The sequence below is a fragment of the Sulfitobacter undariae genome, assembly GCF_014196805.1.
In the GTDB taxonomy this organism is placed as follows: domain Bacteria; phylum Pseudomonadota; class Alphaproteobacteria; order Rhodobacterales; family Rhodobacteraceae; genus Sulfitobacter; species Sulfitobacter undariae.
In genome coordinates, this window is the sequence record NZ_JACIEI010000026.1 from 1 (window position 1) to 21175 (window position 21175).

The following is a 21175-nucleotide window of genomic DNA, read 5'->3' on the forward strand; positions in this document are numbered from 1 at the left end:
ACTCAGCACTGGGCTGGAAAAGCCCTGTCGCCTTCGAACGAAAGGTGGCTTAAACGAGCACTTGGGGCGGCACTAAAGCGTGACAGGTCCAGTTCAGGGTTCGCAGCACAAAGTTGCATTGCCATTCCTAAATGCACCACACCCAGATAAGTACGCCAACTCTTCAACAGCAAAGCCTTGTTCCTAGCCCCGATGACTTTGTTCTGTTGCGCGTAAGCTCTGACTTGCTCAAGAATGCCATCGGGTGAGTGAAGACCTTGGAAGCTTTGAGCCTTTATTGACGTCAGTACATTCATGCCGATAAGTTCTGCTACATAGAGTTTGCGATCATTGTCCTGGTCATATCGCCGCATAATCTGCCCAAACTCGATGGCAGCCTCATATCTCTCGTCTGTCGACGCCATTACTAGCTTTGCGAACTCGGAATATTTTGGCTTTGATGACCACCCTTTACCTTTGCTAGAGGCGAATAAATTAATTTGCCGGGCGACGACATCATGGGTCACAACCTCGATCGCCCTAAGGCGTTTCTCTTGGCATTCTTCACTTAGTGCCGCCCGATAAAGGTTTAGGGAGGTAAGCTGAGCGCCGTCGATTGATACTGTTTTCATGATTACTCCAAATTGAGCTTTGCACTGGCGACAAAATCAGACCACTGCGTCATTAACGCTCGTCTTTTCTCAAGCAAATCGGACCGCGCATAGGCTCTCTCAACCTTTGTGCCGACCTTGTGGGACAGACTTCGTTCTGCCACCTCCCACTGACCGTTGCCGGTCTCAGACACCCAGTCCCGGAATGTCGATCGAAAGCCATGGACGGTAACACCTTCGACACCCATTCGGCGCAACAGCATCAGCATCGCCATATTGGACAAGGGGTAATTACGTTTTTGCCCTTCAAAGACAAAATCGGATTTGAGCGCTTTCAGCGGCTCTATGATTTCAAGCATTTGGGAGGTTAGAGGTACCCGGTGCTCTTCGTACCCTTTCATGCGCTCTGCTGGGCAGGTCCAAATGCCCATATCAAAGTCAAGCTCCTCCCAACGCATCTTCAAGACTTCTGTGGTGCGCGACCCAGTAAGGCAGGTAAAACGTAACGCGTTTGCTGCCATAGCGTTACGGTTAGTAAGACCTGCATAAAAGGCAGGCACATCCTGCCACGCCATCGCTTTATGGTGCTTTACTCTTACCTTCACCTTGGGCAGGACCTGTGCTTCTTTAACCAATGTCACAGGGTTTTCTCCCGACCGAAACCCTTTAGAGCGCGCCACGTCCAGCACAACCTTCATACGTTGCGCCAAGCGTTTCGCTGTTTCATGCTTTTCCGTCCAGATCGGCGCAAGGCACATCATCACTTCTGGCTGGTCAATGCTATCAATCGGCATGCGCCCGATCTTGGGAAATGCGTAGTCGCGCAGAGTGTTGATCCATTGTTGACCGTGTTTTGCATTTTTCCACGTTGGTAGGCGCTCAATGTGAACTTGCTGTGCGACCTCTTCGAATGTCGGAATCTCACGAGTAACGTTGAAACGTGGGTTCAGCCCTTGCTTCGCCATGCGACGATACTCAAGCGCTCGCTCCCGTGCTTGGTTGATCGTGACAATATCTGCACCGCCAAGCCCAAAGTCCGTGCGCAATGGCGCGCCCTTTTTATTCTTCTGGCCTTTCACGACCACGCGTACAATCCAACGGCGTGCACCTGAGGGATCGACTACTAGGTATAGACCATTACCGTCGCCATGCCGCCCAGCGCCAAGATTCTCGACCAGCTTCTTTGTTAGTTTGCCGGATAGCGCCATCGTAAAATACCACATTATATACCACTCAAGGAATGATAATAGAGGCAATTCGAAGAAACTCAAGGTGATCGAGATCTTCCGGTAAGTTCTAGAAAATAAAGTGAAAAAGCCACCTAAAGTGACCTATTCGAATTCAATAAAAAGGTATGGTGGCGGAGACGAAGTCCGCCGACACGAAATCCAGAGCAATCCTAAATGGTGCAGAAACCCTATATTTTACAAGGCATTTATTCACGTTTACTTTCCGACAACTTCCGACATAATCCCGTCCAATCCCCCACCTTCTGGGGGACAACTTGGGGGACAAGATAATGGCGGAGGCGTCACTACGCAGACCAGAGAAAGCACTCACGGCTCAATTCGTCAAAACCGTTAAGGACGCTGGCAAGTATTTCGACGGTCATGGACTATTCCTACGCGTGCAATCGAATGGTTCTAAGCAATGGGTGCAACGTATCACCATACGCGGCAAGCGTTGTGAGTTGGGACTTGGCAACCCGTCACTGGTTCCGTTGGCAGAGGCGCGACAACAGGCCTTAGACAACCGCAGGCTGGCCCGTAGCGGTGGCGACCCAATGCAGGTCAAGAGAGAGGCTCAAGCGGTCCTGACGTTAGCAGAGGCGTCACAGCGGGTCTATGAGTTGCACCGCCCTACATGGCGCAATGAAAAACATTCAAAACAATTCATAAGCACGCTCGAAACCTACGCCTTCCCTCGCATCGGCAAAATCAAAGTCGCAGATGTTAGCACCGCCGATGTGCTGGCGGTCTTGTCCCCTATCTGGACAACCAAGCCCGAGACAGCGCGGCGGGTTAAACAGCGCCTTGGGACGGTCCTGAAATGGGCCGTGGCGCAAGGCTGGCGACAAGACAATCCCGCAGAAGCGATAAACCAAGCCCTTCCCAAGCATGACCGCACAAGCGCCCAGCGCAAGGCCTTGCCCTACCAAGATGTTGCGGAGTGCATTGCAACCGTCCAACGCTCTAACGCTGGCATTGCCACGAAGCTGGCGTTTGAATTGCTGGTCTTGACCGCAACCCGTTCTGGCGAAGTGCGCAATGCGGTCTGGTCTGAATTTGATCTGTCAAAAGCGGAATGGGTAATTCCAGCGTCACGCATGAAGGCGAAGAAAGCGCATCGCATCCCCCTGTGTGGACGCGCCCTAGAATTGCTTAATCAAGCCAAGGCGCTGGGCGAAGCGGATCTTGTCTTTGAAGGCACCAAGCGCGGCAAAGCCCTAAGCGATGCCACCATGTCCAAGCTGGTCAAAGAGTTGGGCTATGACGTGGACATTCACGGCTTCCGAACATCATTTCGCACATGGACCCAAGAGCAAACCAACTTCCCCCGCGAAGTCGCAGAGAGCGCCTTGGCGCATAGCCTCAAAGACAAGGCAGAGGCCGCTTATGCGCGGTCTGATCTGTTCGATAAGCGCCGCAAGATGATGGATTCATGGGCGGGTTTTTTAGCGCTGACTGTGGGGGCGAAGGTGGTAACGCTGAATGGATGAAGATTACCCTTGGACAGAAGAAGAGGCTAAAGTACTTGCTGCACGTTACGCGAAATACAGAATAGAAGCGTTGAAATTTTTGCGAAACCACTTTGCAGATGAAATGCACTTGATGAACGTGGAAGTCTGTATCCAACATTTTGAGCATGATTTGTATTCCAATCCCGTTGATGGATACCACCACGCTAGAGACATCGAAACTCTTGAGCACTTAAAGCGTACATTGTTTGCCCTCAAAGACTTAGATTTGAGCGGGCAGGCTCAAGATGCCTTACACATTGCAGCACTCAATATTCAGGATAATGAGCAAGACCCTAAGACTTGGACGCCTCCCGCATCTTTTGAGGCATTAAAGGCAATCGGGCAAGCGCATCAAAATTTAGCCCCCATAATTGACAGGGTCATAAGCACGATCAAAACCGATACAGACAACACTCGAAACCACAGGCAACGCAACCACCTAGGCATACAAGCTATTGAGGTTTGTCACAGCTTCTGGAACCGCTTTAAAGACCGTCCAGCTCCCAATAACGGCTTGAACCTTGCGTCACCATTCGGTGCGTTTGTGCAAGACTACTTCGAATTAATGGACGTTGAAGGTTCGGTCTCCTCTTGCTTTACGGCTTGGCGAGACAGCAAAAGGAGATCCAGTAAAGTTGATACCTAGAGGCGTTATAGAACCGCAGGTATCAACGACATAGCCACAACCATATTCCATATTGAGCCTACAACCAACGGCAACAAACAAATTGGAATTAACATGGTAGATAAAATCCGCAGGCTCCCACAGGTCGTAGAATACAGCGGCCTATCAAGCAGCACCATCTATGAACAGATTGCAGAGGGGACATTCCCCAAGCCAATCCGCATCGGCAAACGCGCCGTTGGCTGGACCGAGTCCAGCTTGACCGCTTGGGTCGCATCCAAGCAGGTGGACGCGGCATAAAGTAAACCCGCGCCACCAACTAAGGGGACACGGGCATACGGTCTAAGCAGCTAAACCCTACGTCCCCTCCCTTCAAAATACAACTCTTAGAAGAGAGGAATTGAGCATGGCTCAAAACAAATTCGGCTGGCCTGACGCCACCTTCATCATCACCCCCACAGAGGGACACCCTTTCACCATCACAGTCAAAGGTCGTGACCGCTGGGCGCTCGAACAATTGTCACAAGCAGGCATCAAAGGATGCACGCCAATCGACAACCCCGCGCCCAGATGGGCAGCATATGTGCATTCGTTACGCGGCATGGACGTTCCTATCGTGACGCACACGGTGGCACACGAAGGCCCATTCAAGGGGACGCACGCACGCTACCAGTTGCTTGCCAGCATCGCCGCCTACGCCAAGGGTGATGCCGCATGAAGTGCCACATTTACAACCCCGCACCACCAAACGCCTTGGCAAAGGAAATCAGACGCCGCGCTCAAATCGCCACAGCGCTGGCCCAACTCAAAGCGGATCTTTTCACAGGTGCTATCTATGGCGACTAAGCTCTACAAATGGCAGAAAAAGGGAAAGGGGGCTGGGCGTCATGTCCAGCTTCCTGAATGGGTCCAAGCGACAAAGGCCTGGTCTACAATGAAACCCGCACCAAGAGCGCTCTACATCGAACTGAAGCGCCGCTTTAATGGCGTGAACAACGGCGCTATCATTCTAAGCCACAGAGACGCGGCAACGGCGCTAAATGTCCACCGCAACACCATCGGCGGGCTATTCGACACGCTACAAGAGCGCGGCTTCATCCGTATGACCCAAGCGCCATACCTTGGTCCATCGGGCATTGGCCGCGCATCGGTTTGGGCGCTCGAAGAGGTGCCAATTCACGAAGGCCAGCCTGCGCCCAAGGCTTTTGCAAGCTGGACCAAAACAAAATCCCCGCACAAAAATCAGGACAAGGTGGCATAGCTGGCGTGACAGTTGCCACATTGCTGGCGGTCAAAACCCGACTGACTGCACAAAAACTGTGACGCGCTGGGCGATATCTCATTCCAGCGCGTCACAAATTCTATGCCACATATACATCTAAGCCATAGGCAGCGGTTTGAGGGGGGAGGTGTAATCTCTGCGCGGCATGACAGCGGACCGCAGGGGATAGCAAAATTCTTGCGTGGGCAGTTCAAACATAAAAAGTTGGATTGCGGGTTTCATGCAGTTGAGGGGTAAATTCTCTGAATTGTGTACGCGCGTATTTGCCAGCCCATATCGGTCCCGTGACCACGCCTCTTTGAACTTTGCACTGCCCCCTCACGCGTGCGCACGCGCGTGAAAGCTGTATTACCACTCACAGCGGGCTTCCCATGACGGTCCCTTGTTTGAGTTCAGCTAAATTATGGACGCCCCCCCTTGGCATACCCCCTTAGTTGACGGTCGCTTCGATTTAGGGGGGGGGAGGTCTAAAGTGTCCCCAAATCGCTGTGCGGACCGTCTACTGGTCACTCGTTCGCACTAAAACCACCCACCAAACAGGGGTACGGGTCAGCAAGAGAGTAAATCGAACTGGGGGATATATTGGGGGATGAATCTCAAGCAACCACACTCAAGTGACTGAATTATATCAATAAAAATGAGTTTGGTGGCGGAGACGAAGGGATTCGAACCCTCGAGACCCTTCCGGGCCTACTCCCTTAGCAGGGGAGCGCCTTCGACCACTCGGCCACATCTCCACGGACGCGTATATCCGCCAAAACCCAAGGTTTACAAGGGTGAATTTGAAAAAACTTGCCAAAAGGCTGGGTGCGCTAAAAATTACCGAAACGGCACTCATCGGCACTGTTTTAGGGAAATGTTTGGTCACTTTCCCGTCGCTGGCTCGTAACCTTAAACGCTTTGCATCGATATCAACCGTCCAGCCGCGCCAAGCATTGCAGAAAGTTGTCGCATTTCTATTTCCGCGTTGATGAACTTGATCGCACTTCCCTCGGGCAAGGAGCTTGACTGATGGAAAATGAGAGATGAGTTTTTGGTTCGGTCAGCACTGGTGAGTTGAAAGGTTACTGGGTCTTTCATCTTGTAGGGCGGCCCTTGAACTCGCTCGAGATGTGGGAGCCCGCCTTACAGAAGGTCGGGCAAATGAAGGCACGATCACTCACCGCTGAAACATCCTTGAGATTGGTAACGATAGCTATCGCGACAATGTTGGCTCCGAAATCGCGAAACGAAACGGAAGGAGGCACCAGCATTGATCACATCATGTCGAACAAAGGATAATGACTGAGCGGGTCAAATCTCGGTGACAATACCGGATCAGTTTTTAGTGGCGTTCAACAGGGAAGGCTGCAAAGCGATTTTTCGCAAAGCTGGTTGCCCAGTTTGGCGAATTGAGAATCATCGTCCCTCGTTCCCGTGACATTGCATTCGCAATGTACTCTCGAATTATGGGCGAATTACGTAGCTATATTAAGCCAATCAAATCTCTGACCTCGGACGCCAACCACCGCGCCCATAGAGCTTAAAGAATGCGATCGAAGTTTCGCATCGACTGCCCCGTAAGCGAAAGAAGATTTTGGGCAAGTTTAGACCTCACCGGCTGCCTCAGAGGTTTCTGTCCGCACATGATCAGATCAACCACACCTTCCGCCTCTGGGCCGACTACACCGTTGAAATCGCCCTATGATCCGGCCTTTGCTAAACTTCACAAGCTGACGCCAAAATTTGGTAAGACCACCCTAACTATTGGGAGGATCAATTTACATACCGAGGGCCGCCTCTTCGTCGCTCTCCTCTGGCTCAGGTGGCAGATCCTTTTCCTCTGCTGGGGGTAGGGCAAGCGCTTTCATGATTTGTGCAGCAGACATTTCGTCGTCTTCCGACGAAGGTACGACGCGCCAGACGACACCATCGGGTGTGGTTTCCATTTCAAGTGCTTCGCGGCTGACCTCGGTACCGTCTTCGGCCAGCGCATAGCGTTCAGTTTCGTATATTCGATCACCATTGACATCCCATACCCGATCATAGGAGGGGTCAAACCACGAAGCGTTGCCAACCTCACCGCTGTCGGGGTCGATGACAAAGTGGTACGCGTCTGGCCCTTCTAGAAAGAAAGTTCTTCCGTCGTCGATTGGCTCAATGGGGTCAACATTATCATCCTCGTCAGAAACTTCCCGCCAAACCACGCCATCCAAGGTGGTTTCAAGTTCAAATGATGTGCGGCTGACCTCTTCGCCATTTACGCTTGTCTCGACCCGATCGACCTCATAAATGCGATCGCCATTGGTGTCCCACACCTGATCATATGAGGGGTCAAACCAGGACATGTTGCCAATTTCACCGCTGTCGGGGTCGATGACAAAGTGGTACGCGTCTGGCCCTTCTAAAGAGAAGGTCGTTTCGTCGTCCATTGACTCAATGGAGTCAACATTACTATCCTCGTCAGAAACTTCCCGCCAAACCACGCCATCCAAGGTGGTTTCAAGTTCAAATGATGTGCGGCTGACCTCTTCGCCATCAGCGTTTGAGCCGACCCGCTCGACCTCATAGATACGGTCGCCATTGATGTCCCACACCTGATCGTAGGAAGGGTCAAACCATGACATATTACTAATGTCACCTGTAATCGGATCGATGGAAAAATGGTGGCTGTCGGCGCCTTCGATGGTGAATGTAAGACCTGTGGGATCAACTTGGTCAACCGGTGCTACAATTTCCGTTGGCCCATTCGGATCAGCGGGTAATCCGAAATCATCACTGGTTAGCGGAACATCTGATTGGACGGTGACTGTCAGCACACCATCCGGGACCACAAATGTCAGCACCGTGTCTGCCCCTGAAAAACTGGCTGCCGCAGCCACATCGGCAAAACGTCCATAGCCGTCGATGGCGGACAGGTCGATCATGTCCTGCGCGCCGTTGGCGCCGAAGTCGGTGATCAGGACGGCCCCGGGCAATCCTGTCAGTACAAAGACGTCGTCTCCATCGCCACCACTGACGGTGTCGGAACCATCCCCTAGCGTTAGAACATCGTCACCGCCATCGCCAATGATGACGTCATTGCCAGCGCCGCCTGTCAGTGAGTCGTTGCCGTCGCCGCCGTAAAGGGTGTCATTACCGCTCCCGCCGAGCAGAATATCGTCTCCGACTCCTCCGGCAAGCTCATCATCCCAAGGGCCGCCGTTAAGCGTGTTGTCGTCAGCATCTTCGTCGTCAATCTCGTCGGTTGGCGGCTCTGACTCCTGCGGTAGGAATTCATCAAGTGTGTCGTCGATCACTTCCGCCATAACTTGGGCAAGAGCTGCATCTGGTCCACCATAAGCCCCCCCCCAAGGGTCGAAAGTTTCAAGAGGCAGCGCCGAAACATCTAATCCGGTCACAGCAGAAGCCTGCAGCGCAGCAATGAACCAGTTACCGGTATCATTGAGATGGATATTGTCGCTGAACAAATCGCGAATACTCGTGATGCCGGGCACTTCCCCAGCCTCAATCCTGTCATACAAATTACCCAAAGCCTGACCTGCCGGGAGGACGAAGGCTTCCGGCGCACCAGTGGCTGCATTGTCGTTCACATAATCGACGATCCCTTGCCACTTGGGCAAATCATTTGCAATTTGCGCGCGCCATTCTTGGGTGTCCGCTCCTAATCCGTGCCAAGTCTCGTAGAGGAAGAAGCGGGTTTCAGTATCGGCGCTCTGTGCGAGGTCGAAATAGCGTTTGGCATACCCTTGGGTGTCATTCCACTGGATCTGGGCATCGAGGGGTATCGCCTCTGTCACGATTACGGTGTCGTAGTCACCACTGGGCAAAACTTCACGGGCGTTTACCCCTTGGGCACTTGCGCCATTGTCCCAATTGTACCTGAGTGAAGCGCCGTTGATAACCTGCGCATCTGCTTGCACGTCGAGATTTTGGCTCTCCATGAAATTGTTGAACATGTTTGGGGCCACTTGCCCGACCAAACTATGACCAACGAAAAGTGTCCTACCCATAACGTTCCCAACTCATCAAACAACACTGATAACCAAGGTTGATATCGCCCAAAATGGCGCCGGTAACAAGATCATTTCCGCTGTGCAAGCATTGTTATGGAAACAAATTACCTCCAAAATGGAAGCAATGATCGGCCCTATAGAAAAGTCCCATTTTCCGTTCTCTAATTGAGGAGGCATGCTTGGTCGTCTTGCCACGATGCCTCAAAAGGGTATTGTCACGCTGTTGGGATCAGTCTGTTAAGTTTTGAAAAGGCCGGATTGTGCGGCCATTTCAAAGGCGTGGTGGGCCCAGTGGCTGAAGGTATCCTTGCGGGCACGGCGGGATTGTCAGATTTGGATGATACCGAACCTGTGAACGTCACGCAGATATTGTATTGGGGAGATCACAATCCTCTTAAATGTCGAAGAAAATGGTCTCGCGGGAACCTTGAAGATGGATGTCGAACCGGTAGGTGCCGTCGTCTTGCTTTTTGGCGAGCAGGGTAGGAATGCGGTTTTGATGTTCGATCCGAGTGAGGATAGGGTCGGTCGCGTTGGCCTCGGCTTCATCTTCGAAGTAAATTCGCGTGTGCAGGCCGATGTTAATTCCACGTGCCACAATCCATGCGGTAATATGTGGTGCTTGCATGCGCCCATCAGGGAAGGGGACTGCCCCGGGTTTTACCGTTTCAAAGATAAACTCTCCCGTTTCCATATCGCCAGGGGAACGGCCCCAGCCTGTAAAGTTAGGATCTGGGGTGCCACGGGTCTCGTTTAGAGACGGGAACAGGCCAGCAGCGTCTGGCTGCCAAATTTCAATCATCGCATCGCGTAATGGAGTCCCCATGCCATCGAACACGGTGCCTTTGATGGTGATTTCCGTGCCTTGGACAGGCCCCGTTTTCATGCAGACGCCAAGATCGCCGCCATACATGTCTAGGCCAGTAAAGTTTGGTGTGCAGCCAATGTGAACATAAGGGCCTGCGGTTTGGCTTGGGCTTTCGCGCAAATAATTAAGACGTTGCATATCACATGCCCTCCTTGCGGTTCTCAAAATAGGTTTGACGGCGGCCACGTATCACCATGTCGAATTTGAATGCGCGGCTATCCATCGGGACAGTGCGGTTCATGTCGAGCGGCGCTATCAGGGCGTCAATGGCCTCTTGGGTTTTTAAGATGCCGACGATGGGGCAGAGCTTGATATGAGGATCGCCCTCAAAATACATCTGGGTGATAAGACGCTGTGCAAACCCATGGCCAAAGATAGAGAAGTGGATATGGGCTGGCCGCCAATCGTTCATGCCGTTGGGCCAAGGGTAGGGGCCGGGTTGGATGGTGGCAAATTCGTAACTGCCGTCTTCCGCAGTAATTGTGCGCCCGCAACCGCCAAAGTTAGGGTCTAGCGGTGCCAAGTAGCTTTCTTTCTTATGGCGGTATCTGCCACCTGCGTTTGCTTGCCAAAACTCCAGCAAAGCGCCCGGAACACCACGTCCGTTTTCGTCTAAAACACGGCCATGCACGATGATACGAGGGCCTAATGCACTTTCGCCAGAAGCCGCAAAGTTGTGGATTAAATCATTGTCCAATTTACCCAAAAGGGTGTGGCCGAAAACAGGCGACGTCTCTTCGCTGAGTGTTGTAGGGAAGGACAGAAGCGCGGATTGGGGGCTACGGGCTAGGCTGGTTTTATAGGGCGGCGTCAAAGCATCAGGTTGCCATGTCCGATCCCGAGGAATGAAGCCTCCGGTTTGGGGTGGTTTGTTCACAATACTCATAAGAGCACTCCCATTTCGGCATATGTTTGTTTGGCGAGCTTGATCGCGTGGTTTGCTTTGGGAACGCCAGCATAGACCGCAACATGCATAAACGCCTGTAGCACATCCTGAGGGCTGGCCCCAGTATTGGCTGTTGCACGCACGTGCATGGGAATTTCCTCGAAATTGCCGGTTGCGGCCAGAAGCGATAGTGTCAGCATGGATCGTTCGCGATGGGTGATTGTCTCATCAGACCAAAGGGTCCCCCATGCTCCTTCAGTGATCATGTTTTGGAAGGGCTCATCAAAGGCCGATTTACTGGCTTCGGCTTTATCTACGTGGGCATTTCCCAGAACGGCACGGCGGGTCGCCATGCCCTTTTCAAAACGGTTAGACATATGCGTGCTCCATAAGAAACGGGGTCAAGATTGCGGCGAAAGCTTCACCTTCACCAGCCTCTTGCTCGTGTGATGTCATGCCAATTCCCCGCATCAGTAGGGCAGTCCGACATAATTTTCCGCCATCGCTTTTTGCGCTGCCTTATTCGAGCGCAAAAACTCAATCTCGGCAACTTGCATTTTCAGGTCGAACTGGGATTGATCAGGATAGGTGTGCATCAGTGAAGAGAACCACCAACTGAACCGTTCCGCCTTCCAGACACGCGCCAGTGCTTTTTCTGAGTATGTATCGATGCCGTTTGTGCTGTCGTTTTCGTAGAAATCGCACAGGCCGTTGAACAGGTAATTGACATCTGAGGCGGCGGTGTTGAGGCCCTTGGCCCCCGTAGGCGGCACAATATGCGCAGCGTCACCACACAGAAACAACCTTCCCCAGCGCATCGGTTCGGTCACGAATGACCGCAAAGGAGCAATGGATTTCTCGATGCTGGGACCCGTCACCAATGTTTCTGCTTGGGCAGTGGGAATTCGACGTTTGAGTTCTTGCCAGAAGGCCTCGTCGGTCCAATCTTGGGGTTTATCGGACAAGGAACATTGGATGTAATATCGGCTCAGGTTTTCGTTACGCATGGAGCAGAGGGCAAAGCCGCGTGGGGAGTTGGCATAGATCAGCTCGTGATTTACGGGCGGCGTTTCGGATAAAATGCCGAGCCAGCCAAAAGGATAGACCTTTTCGTACTCTGTGCGGACATCCAGCGGGATCGTTTGACGGCTGACCCCGTGGAACCCATCGCAACCTGCAACGAAATCGCAGTCGAGCCTGTGCGCCTGACCATCGATGGTGTAGCTGATATGCGGTGTATCAGTATCAGCGCCATGGATTACAACGTCTTCCACGTTGAATTCGATCTTGCCTTCGGCTTTTTCACGTGCCTCATACAGGTCTCTTGTCACTTCCGTCTGACCATAAACCATGACGGGTTTGCCAGTGTGCTCGGTGAAATCCACGCGAAACATCTCGTCGCCGTAAGAAATCAATGTCCCGTCATGGGGGATGCCCTCGGCATGTAACCGCTCCGCACACCCAGCCTTTTCCATCAGGTCTACAAGCCCTTGTTCCAATACTCCTGCACGGATGCGACCCAAGACGTAATCCTTTGTCTTGCGTTCTAAGACAACGTTCTCGATGCCGCGTGTGTGGAGAAGTTGGGACAGCAAAAGACCTGAAGGGCCACCACCGATTATTGCAACTTGAGTTTTCATATCAACGTCCTGATTTTGCTAATTGCATTTTTTCATGCATAGAAGGATATTGAAAATGACATTTTGGGCAGTATAGTTATCAAAAATGGAAAGAATTTGGACCGCCGTATCAAGTTCCGCCACCTCGATGCGTTTAGCGCAATCGCCCGTTCTGGCAGTTTTAAGGCTGCGGCTGAACAGCTGAACTTAACGCAACCGGCTATTTCAAAAACGCTTAAAGAATTGGAAGATATTCTGGGCGTTATTGTAATGAAACGCAGCCGTTCGGGCGTCTCTTTGACGCCGGAAGGGGAGGTTTTTCTACAGTTCGCCGAGCAATCCACTGCGGCCCTGAGACATGGTTTGCGTAGCATCCAGTCGACCGGTATCGCTGCGGGTCAATTGAAGGTGGGGGCGTTGCCAAGTGTAGCATCATCTCTTTTGCCTCAAGCTGCGGTGGTCTTTACTCAAAAAAACCCAGACACTCTCATGGAAATTCACGAGGGCCCACACCACGATTTAACAGCGCGGCTCAGGAGTGGTGGTCTCGATCTGGTTGTCGGGCGTCTCGGCAGGCCTGACACGATGGTGGGCCTCAGTTTTCAGCAGCTTTACTCGGAGGAGGTGGTGGTAGTTGCCAGCCCTGAAAGCCCCGCGATTAAGGTCGTTGATTTTGGAGAACTTGCCAGTTTTAGAGTGTTGTATCCGCCGAAAGACTCAGCAATTCGTCCGTTGGTCGCGCGGTTATTGATTGCTCAAGGCGTACCGCTTTTCGAGAACCGGATAGAAACAGCTTCACCAGCGTTTGGCCGCGCTGTGACCGTTACGGATGCGAATACCGTATGGATCATAAGTAAGGGCGTTGTTGCCGATGATATCGCGCAGGGACGCCTAGTTTCGCTAAACATCGACATGGCTCGAACTCTCGGTGCCGTGGGCATCATGAGCCGATCCGAAGAGGTGCCGTCTGTTGCTGCGCGCACGTTTTCCAAGCTGCTAAGTGATTTATGTTTGCGCAGGGAATAAATTCCGAATTCGGATCATGGGGCAAAGCGGCTTAGCCAAGGATCATCAACCAGATCCAAACCGTAAATATTGATGTCACTGTTGCAATCAAAACGGATGAAGCAGCCACACGGCGTCCGCGCCCATACATATTTGCAAAGATATATGCATTGAACCCGGGCGCCATGGCGGCAGTCAACACGCCTGAGCGGAACAAATCAGTCGGGACCGAAAGGGCAGTGCCCATCGACCAGACAATCGCGGGATGAATCAATAGCCCGATAATGCACACCATTGCGATAGCTTTGAGATCACCCTCAGGTTTGTATTGGATCAGGACACCCCCCAAGGCGAACAGGGCGGCAGGCAAGGCAGCCCGTACGACCAACGACACAGCATCATCGAGAACAGAGGGAATGGTTATACCTAATAGGTTCACCGCAAACCCTGCTAGAATAGCAATCACCAGCGGATTGTTAAACATGGCCCGCGTTACGGATTTTGCCAATGTTAGCCCGCTTTGACCCCGGTTGCGGACGAATTCCATCACAGTGATGCCTAAGCCGTAGCAAAAGGGCGAATGCAGGGCGATGATCATGTAGTTGCCCGAAATATTATTCGCACCATAAGCGCGTTCAGAGATGGGAAGGCCCAGCAGGACGGCATTGGAGAATAAGCAGCAAAATGCAATCGCGATGCAATCTTCCCAGTCACGTTTGAACAAAAAGCGTGCCCCAACGGCACCGAGGAAAAAGCAAATGGTCGCGCCTGCATAAAAGCTCGCCAAGAGACGCAGATCAAAAGTGCTGCTTAGATCAAGTTTGGAGATTGCTTGAAACAAGAGGCAAGGGACGGCAAATCCCTGCGCAAATCGCATCACGCCATCGACACCCGCAACCGGAAAGAAACCGCGCCAGACCGCCACATAGCCAAAGCTGATTACCAAAAAGACCGGTAAAATGACATCAAGAAGTGTTTGCATGGGCGTGCTCTCTGGCGGCGGTTATCGAAAGGCACGCCGCACAAGGGGAGAGCCGTGTAGTTAGTTCAGTGGGAAATCAAGCCGCATGCCGTCATAGGCAGGGCTGATATGATCTGGGGTCTCTGCTTCAAGGGTCCGATAGTCAAGATCGGTGTGCATATTTGTTAGGATGCCCGTCTCGGGTTGCATCTTTTCTAACCACTCAAGCGTTTGTGACAGATGGCTATGTGTGGGGTGCGGTTCACGGCGCAGGGCGTCAACGATCCAGCAGCGCAGGCCCTCCAACTCGGGCCAGATGTGATCTGGGATGCTGGCGACATCAGGCAGATAGGCTACATCATTCACACGGAATCCCAATGCATCCATGCCACCATGTGGCACAAGGAAGGGGCGAAAGCACAAGCTGCCTCCGGGGCCATCCACGGTGACGTCACCGTCCATCAGATTCATATCTAGGATGGGCGGATACATTGAGCCTTCAGGCTGCACAAAGGCATATCCGAAACGGTCCATCAGTGCGGCATGAGTGGGGGCATCGGCCCAGACGGGCAGGCGGGCGCGCATGTTGATCACGATCATGCGCAGATCATCCATGCCATGCACGTGGTCTGCATGGGCGTGGGTATAGAGCACCGCATCCAACCGTCCGACACCGGCATCCAGTAACTGGCTGCGCATATCGGGAGAGGTATCAATCAGCACAGATGTAGTGCCTGCATCGGTAATACGCTCTACCAACGCCGAACATCGGCGGCGGGCATTGCGCGGCTCGTTGGGGTCGCATTCACCCCAGTTCCCGCCCAGACGTGGCACTCCGCCGGAGGAGCCACAACCGAGGATGGTCACGCGCATGACATCGCTCATAAGGCACCTCTATAAGCGGCGGCCTTGGTGAACAGGCGCTCAAAGTTGGCTTCGGACTGTGCCGCGAAATCGGCGTACTCCATGCCAAAGGTTTCGGCCGCGCGGCGAGCAGTATGGGCGCTGAAGGCTGGTTCATTGCGTCTGCCACGGTGGGGCGGTGGGGCCAGATAAGGGCTGTCGGTTTCTACCACAATCCGCTCCAATGGGGCGCTTGCGAAAATATCGCGCAACTCTTGGCTTTTGGGGAAGGCGGTGATGCCTGACATGCTGAGGTAAAATCCTAAATCAAGCGCAGCACGAGCCAGTTCAGCAGAAGATGAGAAGCAATGCATAACGCAGCTATAGGCCCCATTGGCGTGCTCTTCGCGCAGGATGCGGGCCATGTCTTCGTCTGCATCACGGCTGTGTATGATCAGGGGTAGACCCGTATCGCGTGCCGCTGCGATATGGATGCGCAGGCTGTCTTGCTGCATATGGGCGCTTTCAGCGGTATAGTGATAATCAAGGCCCGTTTCGCCGATGCCGACCATCTTGGGGTGTTTGGCGATTTCCAGCAATTGATCATAGGTCGCCATTGGTTCGGTTGCCACGCTCATCGGGTGGGTGCCAGCGGCATAGAAAACCGATGGGTTAGCCTCGGCGATGGCACGCACATCGGGTTCGTTTTTGAGTTTGGTACAGATCGTCACCATCCGTGCAACTCCCGCCTCATGGGCGCGGGCGATCACTTCAGGCAGTTCCGTGATCAATTCGGGAAAGTCGAGGTGACAATGGCTGTCGGTGATTTTGGGTGTATCAGTCATGGGACTCCGGAGGCTTTGGCGGTTTGGTTAGCGGGGGGCGGCCTTTGCCATCTTGAAAAACGTATCTAGGACCAGCGCGGCAGGGTCAAGGTTGACCGCGATGCCATGCCGGGCGCGGCCGCCGATCTCGGCCGCCAGATCAGCCCAGATGCGGGCTTGGTGTGGGGTGGGGGACAGACGCATGAGAATGTCGGCTTCGCCCATCGCTGCTTGGGGCTGGGGTGGTGTGCCCATCGCGCCCGTGCGGGCAAGGCGGCTCAGTAATAGATCAATCAGGGTAAATAACAGATCGCGCTTGGCCTCGCCACCGCGTGCGGCGGCCAGTTCGGCCATTTTTAGGGCGCGTGCGCGATCCATATGGGGCAGGGTGCCCATCAACGCGACCAGATCGGCATAAAGTGCAGCACCGCCCATTAACGATAGACGCATCGCACCACCGACAGAGCCACCAGAAAGCGCGGCAAGCGCGTCTGTATTGGCCGCCTGCACCTCGGCTTGGGCCATCGCCTCTGCCACTTCTGCGGCATCCAACGTGCGCAAAGGTAGGGTGCGGCACCGCGAACGGATGGTGGGCAGCAGGCCTGAGGGCTGGTGTGATATCAAGATCAGCAGGGCGCGGGCAGGCGGCTCTTCCAGCATTTTAAGCAGCGCATTGGCCGCTGTGACGTTCATCAGATCAGCATCATCAATGATCACAACGCGGTAGCCGCCGTCGGGGGCGGACATCTGGAAGAATCCGTTTAAGGCGCGAATGTCAGCAGCAACGATTTCCTTGCGCATTTTTTTGGTATCAGGATTGATTGTGCAGGTCACATTGCGAATGCGCCCTTCACCACTGGCGGCCACACGCATCGCAATAGGATGGTCTGCGGGAATATCCAACGTGGTTGGGGCGGGGTCCGCAAACATCGCGTCGGGATCAGGGGTGGGCGTGGCAAGCAAGAATTTGGCGATGCGCCATGCCAGCGTGGCTTTGCCGACCCCGCGCGGGCCTGTCAGCATCCAAGCGTGATGTAATCTACCTGTGTTGAAAGCATCCACAAACGCGGCTTGGGCAGCGTCTTGCCCGATCAAACGGGCCGTATCACGGGGGTGCGGGGCACCTTCCAGACGTTCAGGTTGTGGGGTTACTTCATCACTCATATGAGCGGTTTAGCGGGGTTTCGCGAGGTTTGAAATGGGCTGCGGTTTTTTTGGAAAATTACAGCCGGTTTCTTGCCTAGAAAAAGTCTATCGATGCGCCGCTAAAGCATGATCAACTGCGGCGCGGATGTCGGCGGCCACGCCGTCCATGTCTTGTGCGCCATTGATGACCCGAAAACGCTGGCCAAATTCTTTGGCCAAGGCCAGAAATCCCTCACGCATCGCTTCTTGCAGGCTGGTACCAAAATCTTCAAACCGCTCTTCAGCGCCTTGCCGCCCTTTGGCGCGTTTCAGGCCTTCAACAGGGTCCATATCAATCAGGATAGTCAAATCGGGTTCAACACCGATCATCAGATCATGTAACTTGTCCACAACGCCGCGCAAATCCCCGCGGCTCAGACCTTGGTACATGCGGGTACTATCAGCAAAACGGTCGCAGATCACAATCTTACCTGCGGCAAGGGCAGGGGTGATCAGCCGTTCGAGGTGATCGCGCCGCGCAGCAGTGAATAGAAGCGTTTCGGTTTCCGCAGACCACCGATCAGGATCGCCCTGCAACACCAATGCGCGAATTTCCTCAGCGCCTTTTGAGCCGCCCGGTTCGCGGGTGAGAACAACATCATGGCCCTGCGTTTTCAAATATTCGGATAGTCGGGCGACCTGAGTGGATTTGCCAGACCCGTCAATACCTTCAAAGCTGATGAACAAGCCGGATCTACTCACGTCGCCTCTGGCGCGGGTCCAGAGTTGATCCGAGCGATGACATGTTGCGCAGCAGCCACCACACGCCCGACAAAGCCATGGCGCATGATATCGCGGTCAGCCAACAGGGGAACACGTGTTTCTGGCAGACCCTCAGGGGTGATGATCAACTCGCCGATTTGATCGCCTTTGGCGATGGGGGCCTTGATCGGGCCTTTATAGACGATTTCTGTTTTCAGCGGCTCGATGGGTGTCACAGGAAGCAAGACAGACAGGTCTGCGCCCAATTCCATTCCGACAGTTGTCTCTGCGCCAATAGAAACCTCGGCCTGTGCAATCCGTGTGCCAGCCTTGCCCAAATCCGTTTGGGCGAATTGGCGAAATGCCCAGTTGACTACAGCCTCTGCTTCTTGTGCGCGTTCTTGTGTTGTTTCTAATCCGGACAGTACAAAAATGACCCGCCGATCGCCTTGTTTTGCTGATCCTACAAGGCCATATCCCGCTTCTTCTGTATGGCCTGTCTTGAGGCCATCCGCACCGATGCCAAGAGTTAAAAGTGGATTGCGATTATAGCGATTGGCGGATTCATTTGTGTCAAACAAAAACTCTTTTTGCGAGAACATCGGGTAGTATTGCGGGTAATCTTTAATCAGCGTTGCAGCGATCAGCCCCAAATCGCGCATCGACATGCGATGACCGGCCTTGGGCCAGCCGTTGGAGTTGGTGAAAGTGGAGTTGGTCATGCCAAGTTGCTGGGCGCGCATGGTCATGCGGCGGGCGAACTTGGCTTCTGTGCCATCCAGCGCTTCGGCCACGACAACACAGGCATCGTTGCCCGACAAAACGATAATGCCACGAATTAAATCTTCGACGCGCACCCTTTCGCCAGCCTTGAGGAACATTGTTGATCCGCCGTATTGCTGGGCAGCAGCAGACACGGGCAGTTCCTGATCCAGCTCAAGAATGCCGTTATCAATCGCCTCAAACGCCATATACAAGGTCATCAATTTTGACATGGAGGCGGGAGGCAAAGGCGCATCCGCGTCCTTGGCTAACAAGACGGTTCCCGTGTTGAAATCCATGACATAAGCCGCTGTCGCACGGGTTTCGAAAGCATGGGCACTGACCGACGAGACCAGAAGCGCAAGGGCACCAAGAGTATATTTCATTCCGCGCATAGTATTCACCTTCCGGTATCAGCTGGAGACGGCATAGGCATCGGTGAAGCCTTCCGATTTGATGGTCGACAGTGTTTTGGCGCGTTGTGCGCTGGTTGTGGCAGGGCCGACAACGACACGCCAGAATGTTTTGCCATTGATCTGGCTTTGCTTGACCTTCGGTGAAAGCCCTGCACCGCGCATCTGCTTGGCCGCACGCTCAGCATTGGCTTCCATGCTAAAGATACCGATCTGGATATAAGGCTTGGACAATTTCGAACCTTGCGCCGCTGCGGCGGGTTTCTTGGCTGGGGGTGGTGTGGGCTTTGCCGCATTGATCGCAGCAGCTGCCGTTGTGGTTACAGGATCAAGCGGCGCGGCGCTGACTTCTGGTGCCGCTTCGATTGCAGCAGCTTCAGTAGGAGCCTCGGCTTGCTCTTGCACCTTGCGCAGGGCGGTCACGTTCAATTTTACAGGGGCCCCCGCCAGAACGCCCAAAGAATCCGCAGCGTCTGACGACATTTGCAGGCTTGGGCCGGGAATATCGCGTTCGCGTCGGAAAAGAGCGCCGACAACAAATTTGCCATTGGCCTGATTGCGTACGATGACTCGTTCAGGGTCTGTCACATCAGGATGCGCAACCCAGACGCCGCCAAGGCTCGGGCGTCCGTCCCAAAGGCCTTCGTCGGTCACGGAAAACACTTCTGGTGCCTCCACATCTCGCTCAACGGTCGGCCCGCTCGCCGTACCAGCCTGGCTGGCTGACTTTGACGCTCCCGCTTTGGGAAATGCAAACTTTCCTTGATCGTCACAGGCTGCAAGCAATCCTGTGATCAAAAGCACCCCCGCGAATGCGCGAAGGCAACGGCGTGAGCCTGTAGGGTGACCCGGTTTAAATTGACTGCCCATTTGTACGCGTCCTTGCCTGCGCCGTGTTTTGTACGGCTTAACCACCCCTTATAAGGAGCATTTGCCGCACTCTAACGCGCCAGACCCCTGCGCGACAAGAGAGCGAAAGCCCGATAAGCAACTTTCCCCGTTTGCATATGTGAATTTGCCCGATTGCAGAATCACTTCAGCCGCATTAGGAAGCCCGCACTGCGGAGGTTTGGCAGAGTGGTCGAATGCACCGGTCTTGAAAACCGACGGGCGTGAGAGCGTCCCCAGGGTTCGAATCCCTGAGCCTCCGCCAAAACCCATTGAAATCATTGAGTAATTTCCCCGCCGGAGATTTCTATTGCCGATCTAGTGACAGTTTTTGCGCGATGGTTTTAAGGTGCCCACATAGTTTCGTCACGCATTCGTGAACCTTCCGCTTGAAGCTTCGGCGAAGTTTGCTCAATGTCTCGACGAAACAACTTCATAGAATGGAATGGTATTATGGCAGCAAACTTCAAACCCGGCGACATTGTTCAACTAAAATCAGGCGGTCCCGCGATGACCGTTTCGAAGGAAACTGGCAATCCCGGAAGCTATGCTTATTATTGCGAATGGTTCAAAGGTGCGTCGAAAGAGCGGGCGCATTTCGAAGAAGAAACGCTTCAAGCTTATGTCGCCCCGAAAAAAGCATGACGGAAGACGAAGCGGCCCATTGGATGCTGGCAGAATACGAAACGGCGGGCTTTCTCTATCAGGAAGGCGCGGCAAGTCATTTATTCCAGCTTAACGACGAAACGTTGGCGTATTTCGACAAGTCTTCGAATTTGTGCATAGGGAAAGGCGTCTTGAAGATTTTCAACAAGCTTACGCCCGAAGCCGTTTACGAACGTGCGGGTAAGTTTTGGCGCATTCGGCTTGAGACAGACCAACCGGGACGGCAGCAATAGGATCGAACTTTGCAAACCTGCGAGGTATAGCATTTGCTAAGATTATCACTATATGCAATGAGTAGTGTGTTATACTGTGGATAAGCTA

At 53.5% G+C, this 21175-nt stretch carries 23 protein-coding genes and 2 tRNA genes; 10 read left to right on the forward strand and 15 right to left on the reverse strand.

Features of this window, described 5'->3' with window-relative positions; translation table 11 throughout:
- Nucleotides 1–2: 2 nt before the first annotated feature.
- Together GGR95_RS18120 and GGR95_RS18125 are read right to left on the reverse strand one after the other, a co-directional pair.
- Nucleotides 3–611: a hypothetical protein gene (locus tag GGR95_RS18120; protein ID WP_184568284.1), complete on the reverse strand. Its 609-nt coding sequence runs from the start codon at nucleotides 609–611 to the stop codon at nucleotides 3–5.
- 2 nt (nucleotides 612–613) lie between these two features.
- On the reverse strand, nucleotides 614–1861 hold the full coding sequence (locus GGR95_RS18125; protein ID WP_246423450.1) for a tyrosine-type recombinase/integrase: 1248 nt from the start codon (nucleotides 1859–1861) through the stop codon (nucleotides 614–616).
- A gap of 248 nt (nucleotides 1862–2109) precedes the next feature.
- On the opposite strand from GGR95_RS18125, the gene GGR95_RS18130 reads away from it, so the two are divergent.
- The 5 genes from GGR95_RS18130 to GGR95_RS18150 all read left to right on the forward strand — a co-directional run bounded on the left by GGR95_RS18130 (nucleotide 2110) and on the right by GGR95_RS18150 (nucleotide 5216).
- Nucleotides 2110–3309, forward strand: coding sequence for a tyrosine-type recombinase/integrase (locus GGR95_RS18130; RefSeq protein WP_184568285.1), 1200 nt, complete (start codon nucleotides 2110–2112; stop codon nucleotides 3307–3309).
- Nucleotides 3302–3976, forward strand: a complete 675-nt coding sequence (locus GGR95_RS18135) for a hypothetical protein (RefSeq protein ID WP_184568286.1) — start codon at nucleotides 3302–3304, stop codon at nucleotides 3974–3976. The genes GGR95_RS18130 and GGR95_RS18135 overlap by 8 nt, the downstream gene beginning before the upstream one ends.
- Before the next feature lie 93 nt (nucleotides 3977–4069).
- Complete coding sequence (locus tag GGR95_RS18140) at nucleotides 4070–4255, forward strand: helix-turn-helix transcriptional regulator (protein ID WP_184568287.1); 186 nt, start codon at nucleotides 4070–4072, stop codon at nucleotides 4253–4255.
- 106 nt (nucleotides 4256–4361) lie between these two features.
- Entirely contained in the window at nucleotides 4362–4673 is a 312-nt protein-coding gene (locus GGR95_RS18145; RefSeq protein ID WP_184568288.1) for a winged helix domain-containing protein, read from the forward strand.
- 216 nt (nucleotides 4674–4889) lie between these two features.
- Entirely contained in the window at nucleotides 4890–5216 is a 327-nt protein-coding gene (locus GGR95_RS18150; RefSeq protein WP_246423451.1) for a hypothetical protein, read from the forward strand.
- A gap of 668 nt (nucleotides 5217–5884) precedes the next feature.
- Here GGR95_RS18150 and GGR95_RS18155 read toward each other — a convergent pair.
- Nucleotides 5885–5974 (reverse strand) — tRNA-Ser (locus GGR95_RS18155).
- Nucleotides 5975–6013: 39 nt separating this feature from the next.
- Between GGR95_RS18155 and GGR95_RS18160 the strand changes: the two genes are divergently transcribed.
- On the forward strand, nucleotides 6014–6208 hold the full coding sequence (locus GGR95_RS18160; RefSeq protein WP_184568290.1) for a hypothetical protein: 195 nt from the start codon (nucleotides 6014–6016) through the stop codon (nucleotides 6206–6208).
- Between the two features lie 789 nt (nucleotides 6209–6997).
- On the opposite strand, the gene GGR95_RS18165 is transcribed toward GGR95_RS18160, so the two are convergent.
- The 5 genes from GGR95_RS18165 to pobA all read right to left on the reverse strand — a co-directional run bounded on the left by GGR95_RS18165 (nucleotide 6998) and on the right by pobA (nucleotide 12626).
- Nucleotides 6998–9175, reverse strand: a complete 2178-nt coding sequence (locus GGR95_RS18165; RefSeq protein WP_221385024.1) for a calcium-binding protein — start codon at nucleotides 9173–9175, stop codon at nucleotides 6998–7000.
- 451 nt (nucleotides 9176–9626) lie between these two features.
- Nucleotides 9627–10238, reverse strand: coding sequence for a protocatechuate 3,4-dioxygenase subunit alpha (gene pcaG / locus GGR95_RS18170; RefSeq protein ID WP_184568291.1), 612 nt, complete (start codon nucleotides 10236–10238; stop codon nucleotides 9627–9629).
- A 1-nt stretch (nucleotide 10239) separates the two neighbouring features.
- Entirely contained in the window at nucleotides 10240–10986 is a 747-nt protein-coding gene (pcaH, locus tag GGR95_RS18175) for a protocatechuate 3,4-dioxygenase subunit beta (RefSeq protein ID WP_184568292.1), read from the reverse strand.
- The gene (gene pcaC, locus GGR95_RS18180; RefSeq protein ID WP_184568293.1) at nucleotides 10983–11363 is read right to left on the reverse strand and encodes a 4-carboxymuconolactone decarboxylase; all 381 of its coding nucleotides are present in this window, start codon (nucleotides 11361–11363) and stop codon (nucleotides 10983–10985) included. The genes pcaH and pcaC overlap by 4 nt, the downstream gene beginning before the upstream one ends.
- Nucleotides 11364–11456: 93 nt before the next feature.
- Nucleotides 11457–12626, reverse strand: coding sequence for a 4-hydroxybenzoate 3-monooxygenase (gene pobA, locus GGR95_RS18185; RefSeq protein WP_184568294.1), 1170 nt, complete (start codon nucleotides 12624–12626; stop codon nucleotides 11457–11459).
- 96 nt (nucleotides 12627–12722) lie between these two features.
- On the opposite strand from pobA, the gene pcaQ reads away from it, so the two are divergent.
- Nucleotides 12723–13631: a pca operon transcription factor PcaQ gene (gene pcaQ / locus GGR95_RS18190; protein ID WP_184568295.1), complete on the forward strand. Its 909-nt coding sequence runs from the start codon at nucleotides 12723–12725 to the stop codon at nucleotides 13629–13631.
- 31 nt (nucleotides 13632–13662) lie between these two features.
- Here pcaQ and GGR95_RS18195 read toward each other — a convergent pair whose 3' ends face one another.
- From GGR95_RS18195 to GGR95_RS18225, 7 genes are all read right to left on the reverse strand, one after another.
- Nucleotides 13663–14592, reverse strand: a complete 930-nt coding sequence (locus GGR95_RS18195; RefSeq protein WP_184568296.1) for an AEC family transporter — start codon at nucleotides 14590–14592, stop codon at nucleotides 13663–13665.
- A 60-nt stretch (nucleotides 14593–14652) separates the two neighbouring features.
- A complete protein-coding gene (locus GGR95_RS18200; protein WP_184568297.1) occupies nucleotides 14653–15456 on the reverse strand; it encodes an MBL fold metallo-hydrolase in 804 nt (267 codons plus the stop codon).
- Complete coding sequence (locus tag GGR95_RS18205; protein WP_184568298.1) at nucleotides 15453–16259, reverse strand: TatD family hydrolase; 807 nt, start codon at nucleotides 16257–16259, stop codon at nucleotides 15453–15455. Before GGR95_RS18205 ends, GGR95_RS18200 begins: the two co-directional genes overlap by 4 nt.
- A 27-nt stretch (nucleotides 16260–16286) precedes the next feature.
- On the reverse strand, nucleotides 16287–17402 hold the full coding sequence (locus tag GGR95_RS18210) for a DNA polymerase III subunit delta' (RefSeq protein WP_184568299.1): 1116 nt from the start codon (nucleotides 17400–17402) through the stop codon (nucleotides 16287–16289).
- Between the two features lie 87 nt (nucleotides 17403–17489).
- Entirely contained in the window at nucleotides 17490–18125 is a 636-nt protein-coding gene (gene tmk / locus GGR95_RS18215) for a dTMP kinase (RefSeq protein WP_184568300.1), read from the reverse strand.
- Nucleotides 18122–19282, reverse strand: a complete 1161-nt coding sequence (locus GGR95_RS18220) for a D-alanyl-D-alanine carboxypeptidase family protein (RefSeq protein WP_425506429.1) — start codon at nucleotides 19280–19282, stop codon at nucleotides 18122–18124. The genes tmk and GGR95_RS18220 overlap by 4 nt, the downstream gene beginning before the upstream one ends.
- 18 nt (nucleotides 19283–19300) lie before the next feature.
- Nucleotides 19301–20170, reverse strand: coding sequence for an SPOR domain-containing protein (locus GGR95_RS18225; RefSeq protein WP_184568301.1), 870 nt, complete (start codon nucleotides 20168–20170; stop codon nucleotides 19301–19303).
- Between the two features lie 193 nt (nucleotides 20171–20363).
- On the opposite strand from GGR95_RS18225, the gene GGR95_RS18230 reads away from it, so the two are divergent.
- The 3 genes from GGR95_RS18230 to GGR95_RS18240 all read left to right on the forward strand — a co-directional run bounded on the left by GGR95_RS18230 (nucleotide 20364) and on the right by GGR95_RS18240 (nucleotide 21087).
- Nucleotides 20364–20453 (forward strand) — tRNA-Ser (locus GGR95_RS18230).
- Nucleotides 20454–20641: 188 nt separating this feature from the next.
- On the forward strand, nucleotides 20642–20833 hold the full coding sequence (locus GGR95_RS18235; RefSeq protein ID WP_184568302.1) for a YodC family protein: 192 nt from the start codon (nucleotides 20642–20644) through the stop codon (nucleotides 20831–20833).
- Nucleotides 20830–21087, forward strand: coding sequence for a DUF6953 family protein (locus GGR95_RS18240; RefSeq protein ID WP_184568303.1), 258 nt, complete (start codon nucleotides 20830–20832; stop codon nucleotides 21085–21087). The genes GGR95_RS18235 and GGR95_RS18240 overlap by 4 nt, the downstream gene beginning before the upstream one ends.
- The last annotated feature ends 88 nt before the right edge of the window (nucleotides 21088–21175 follow it).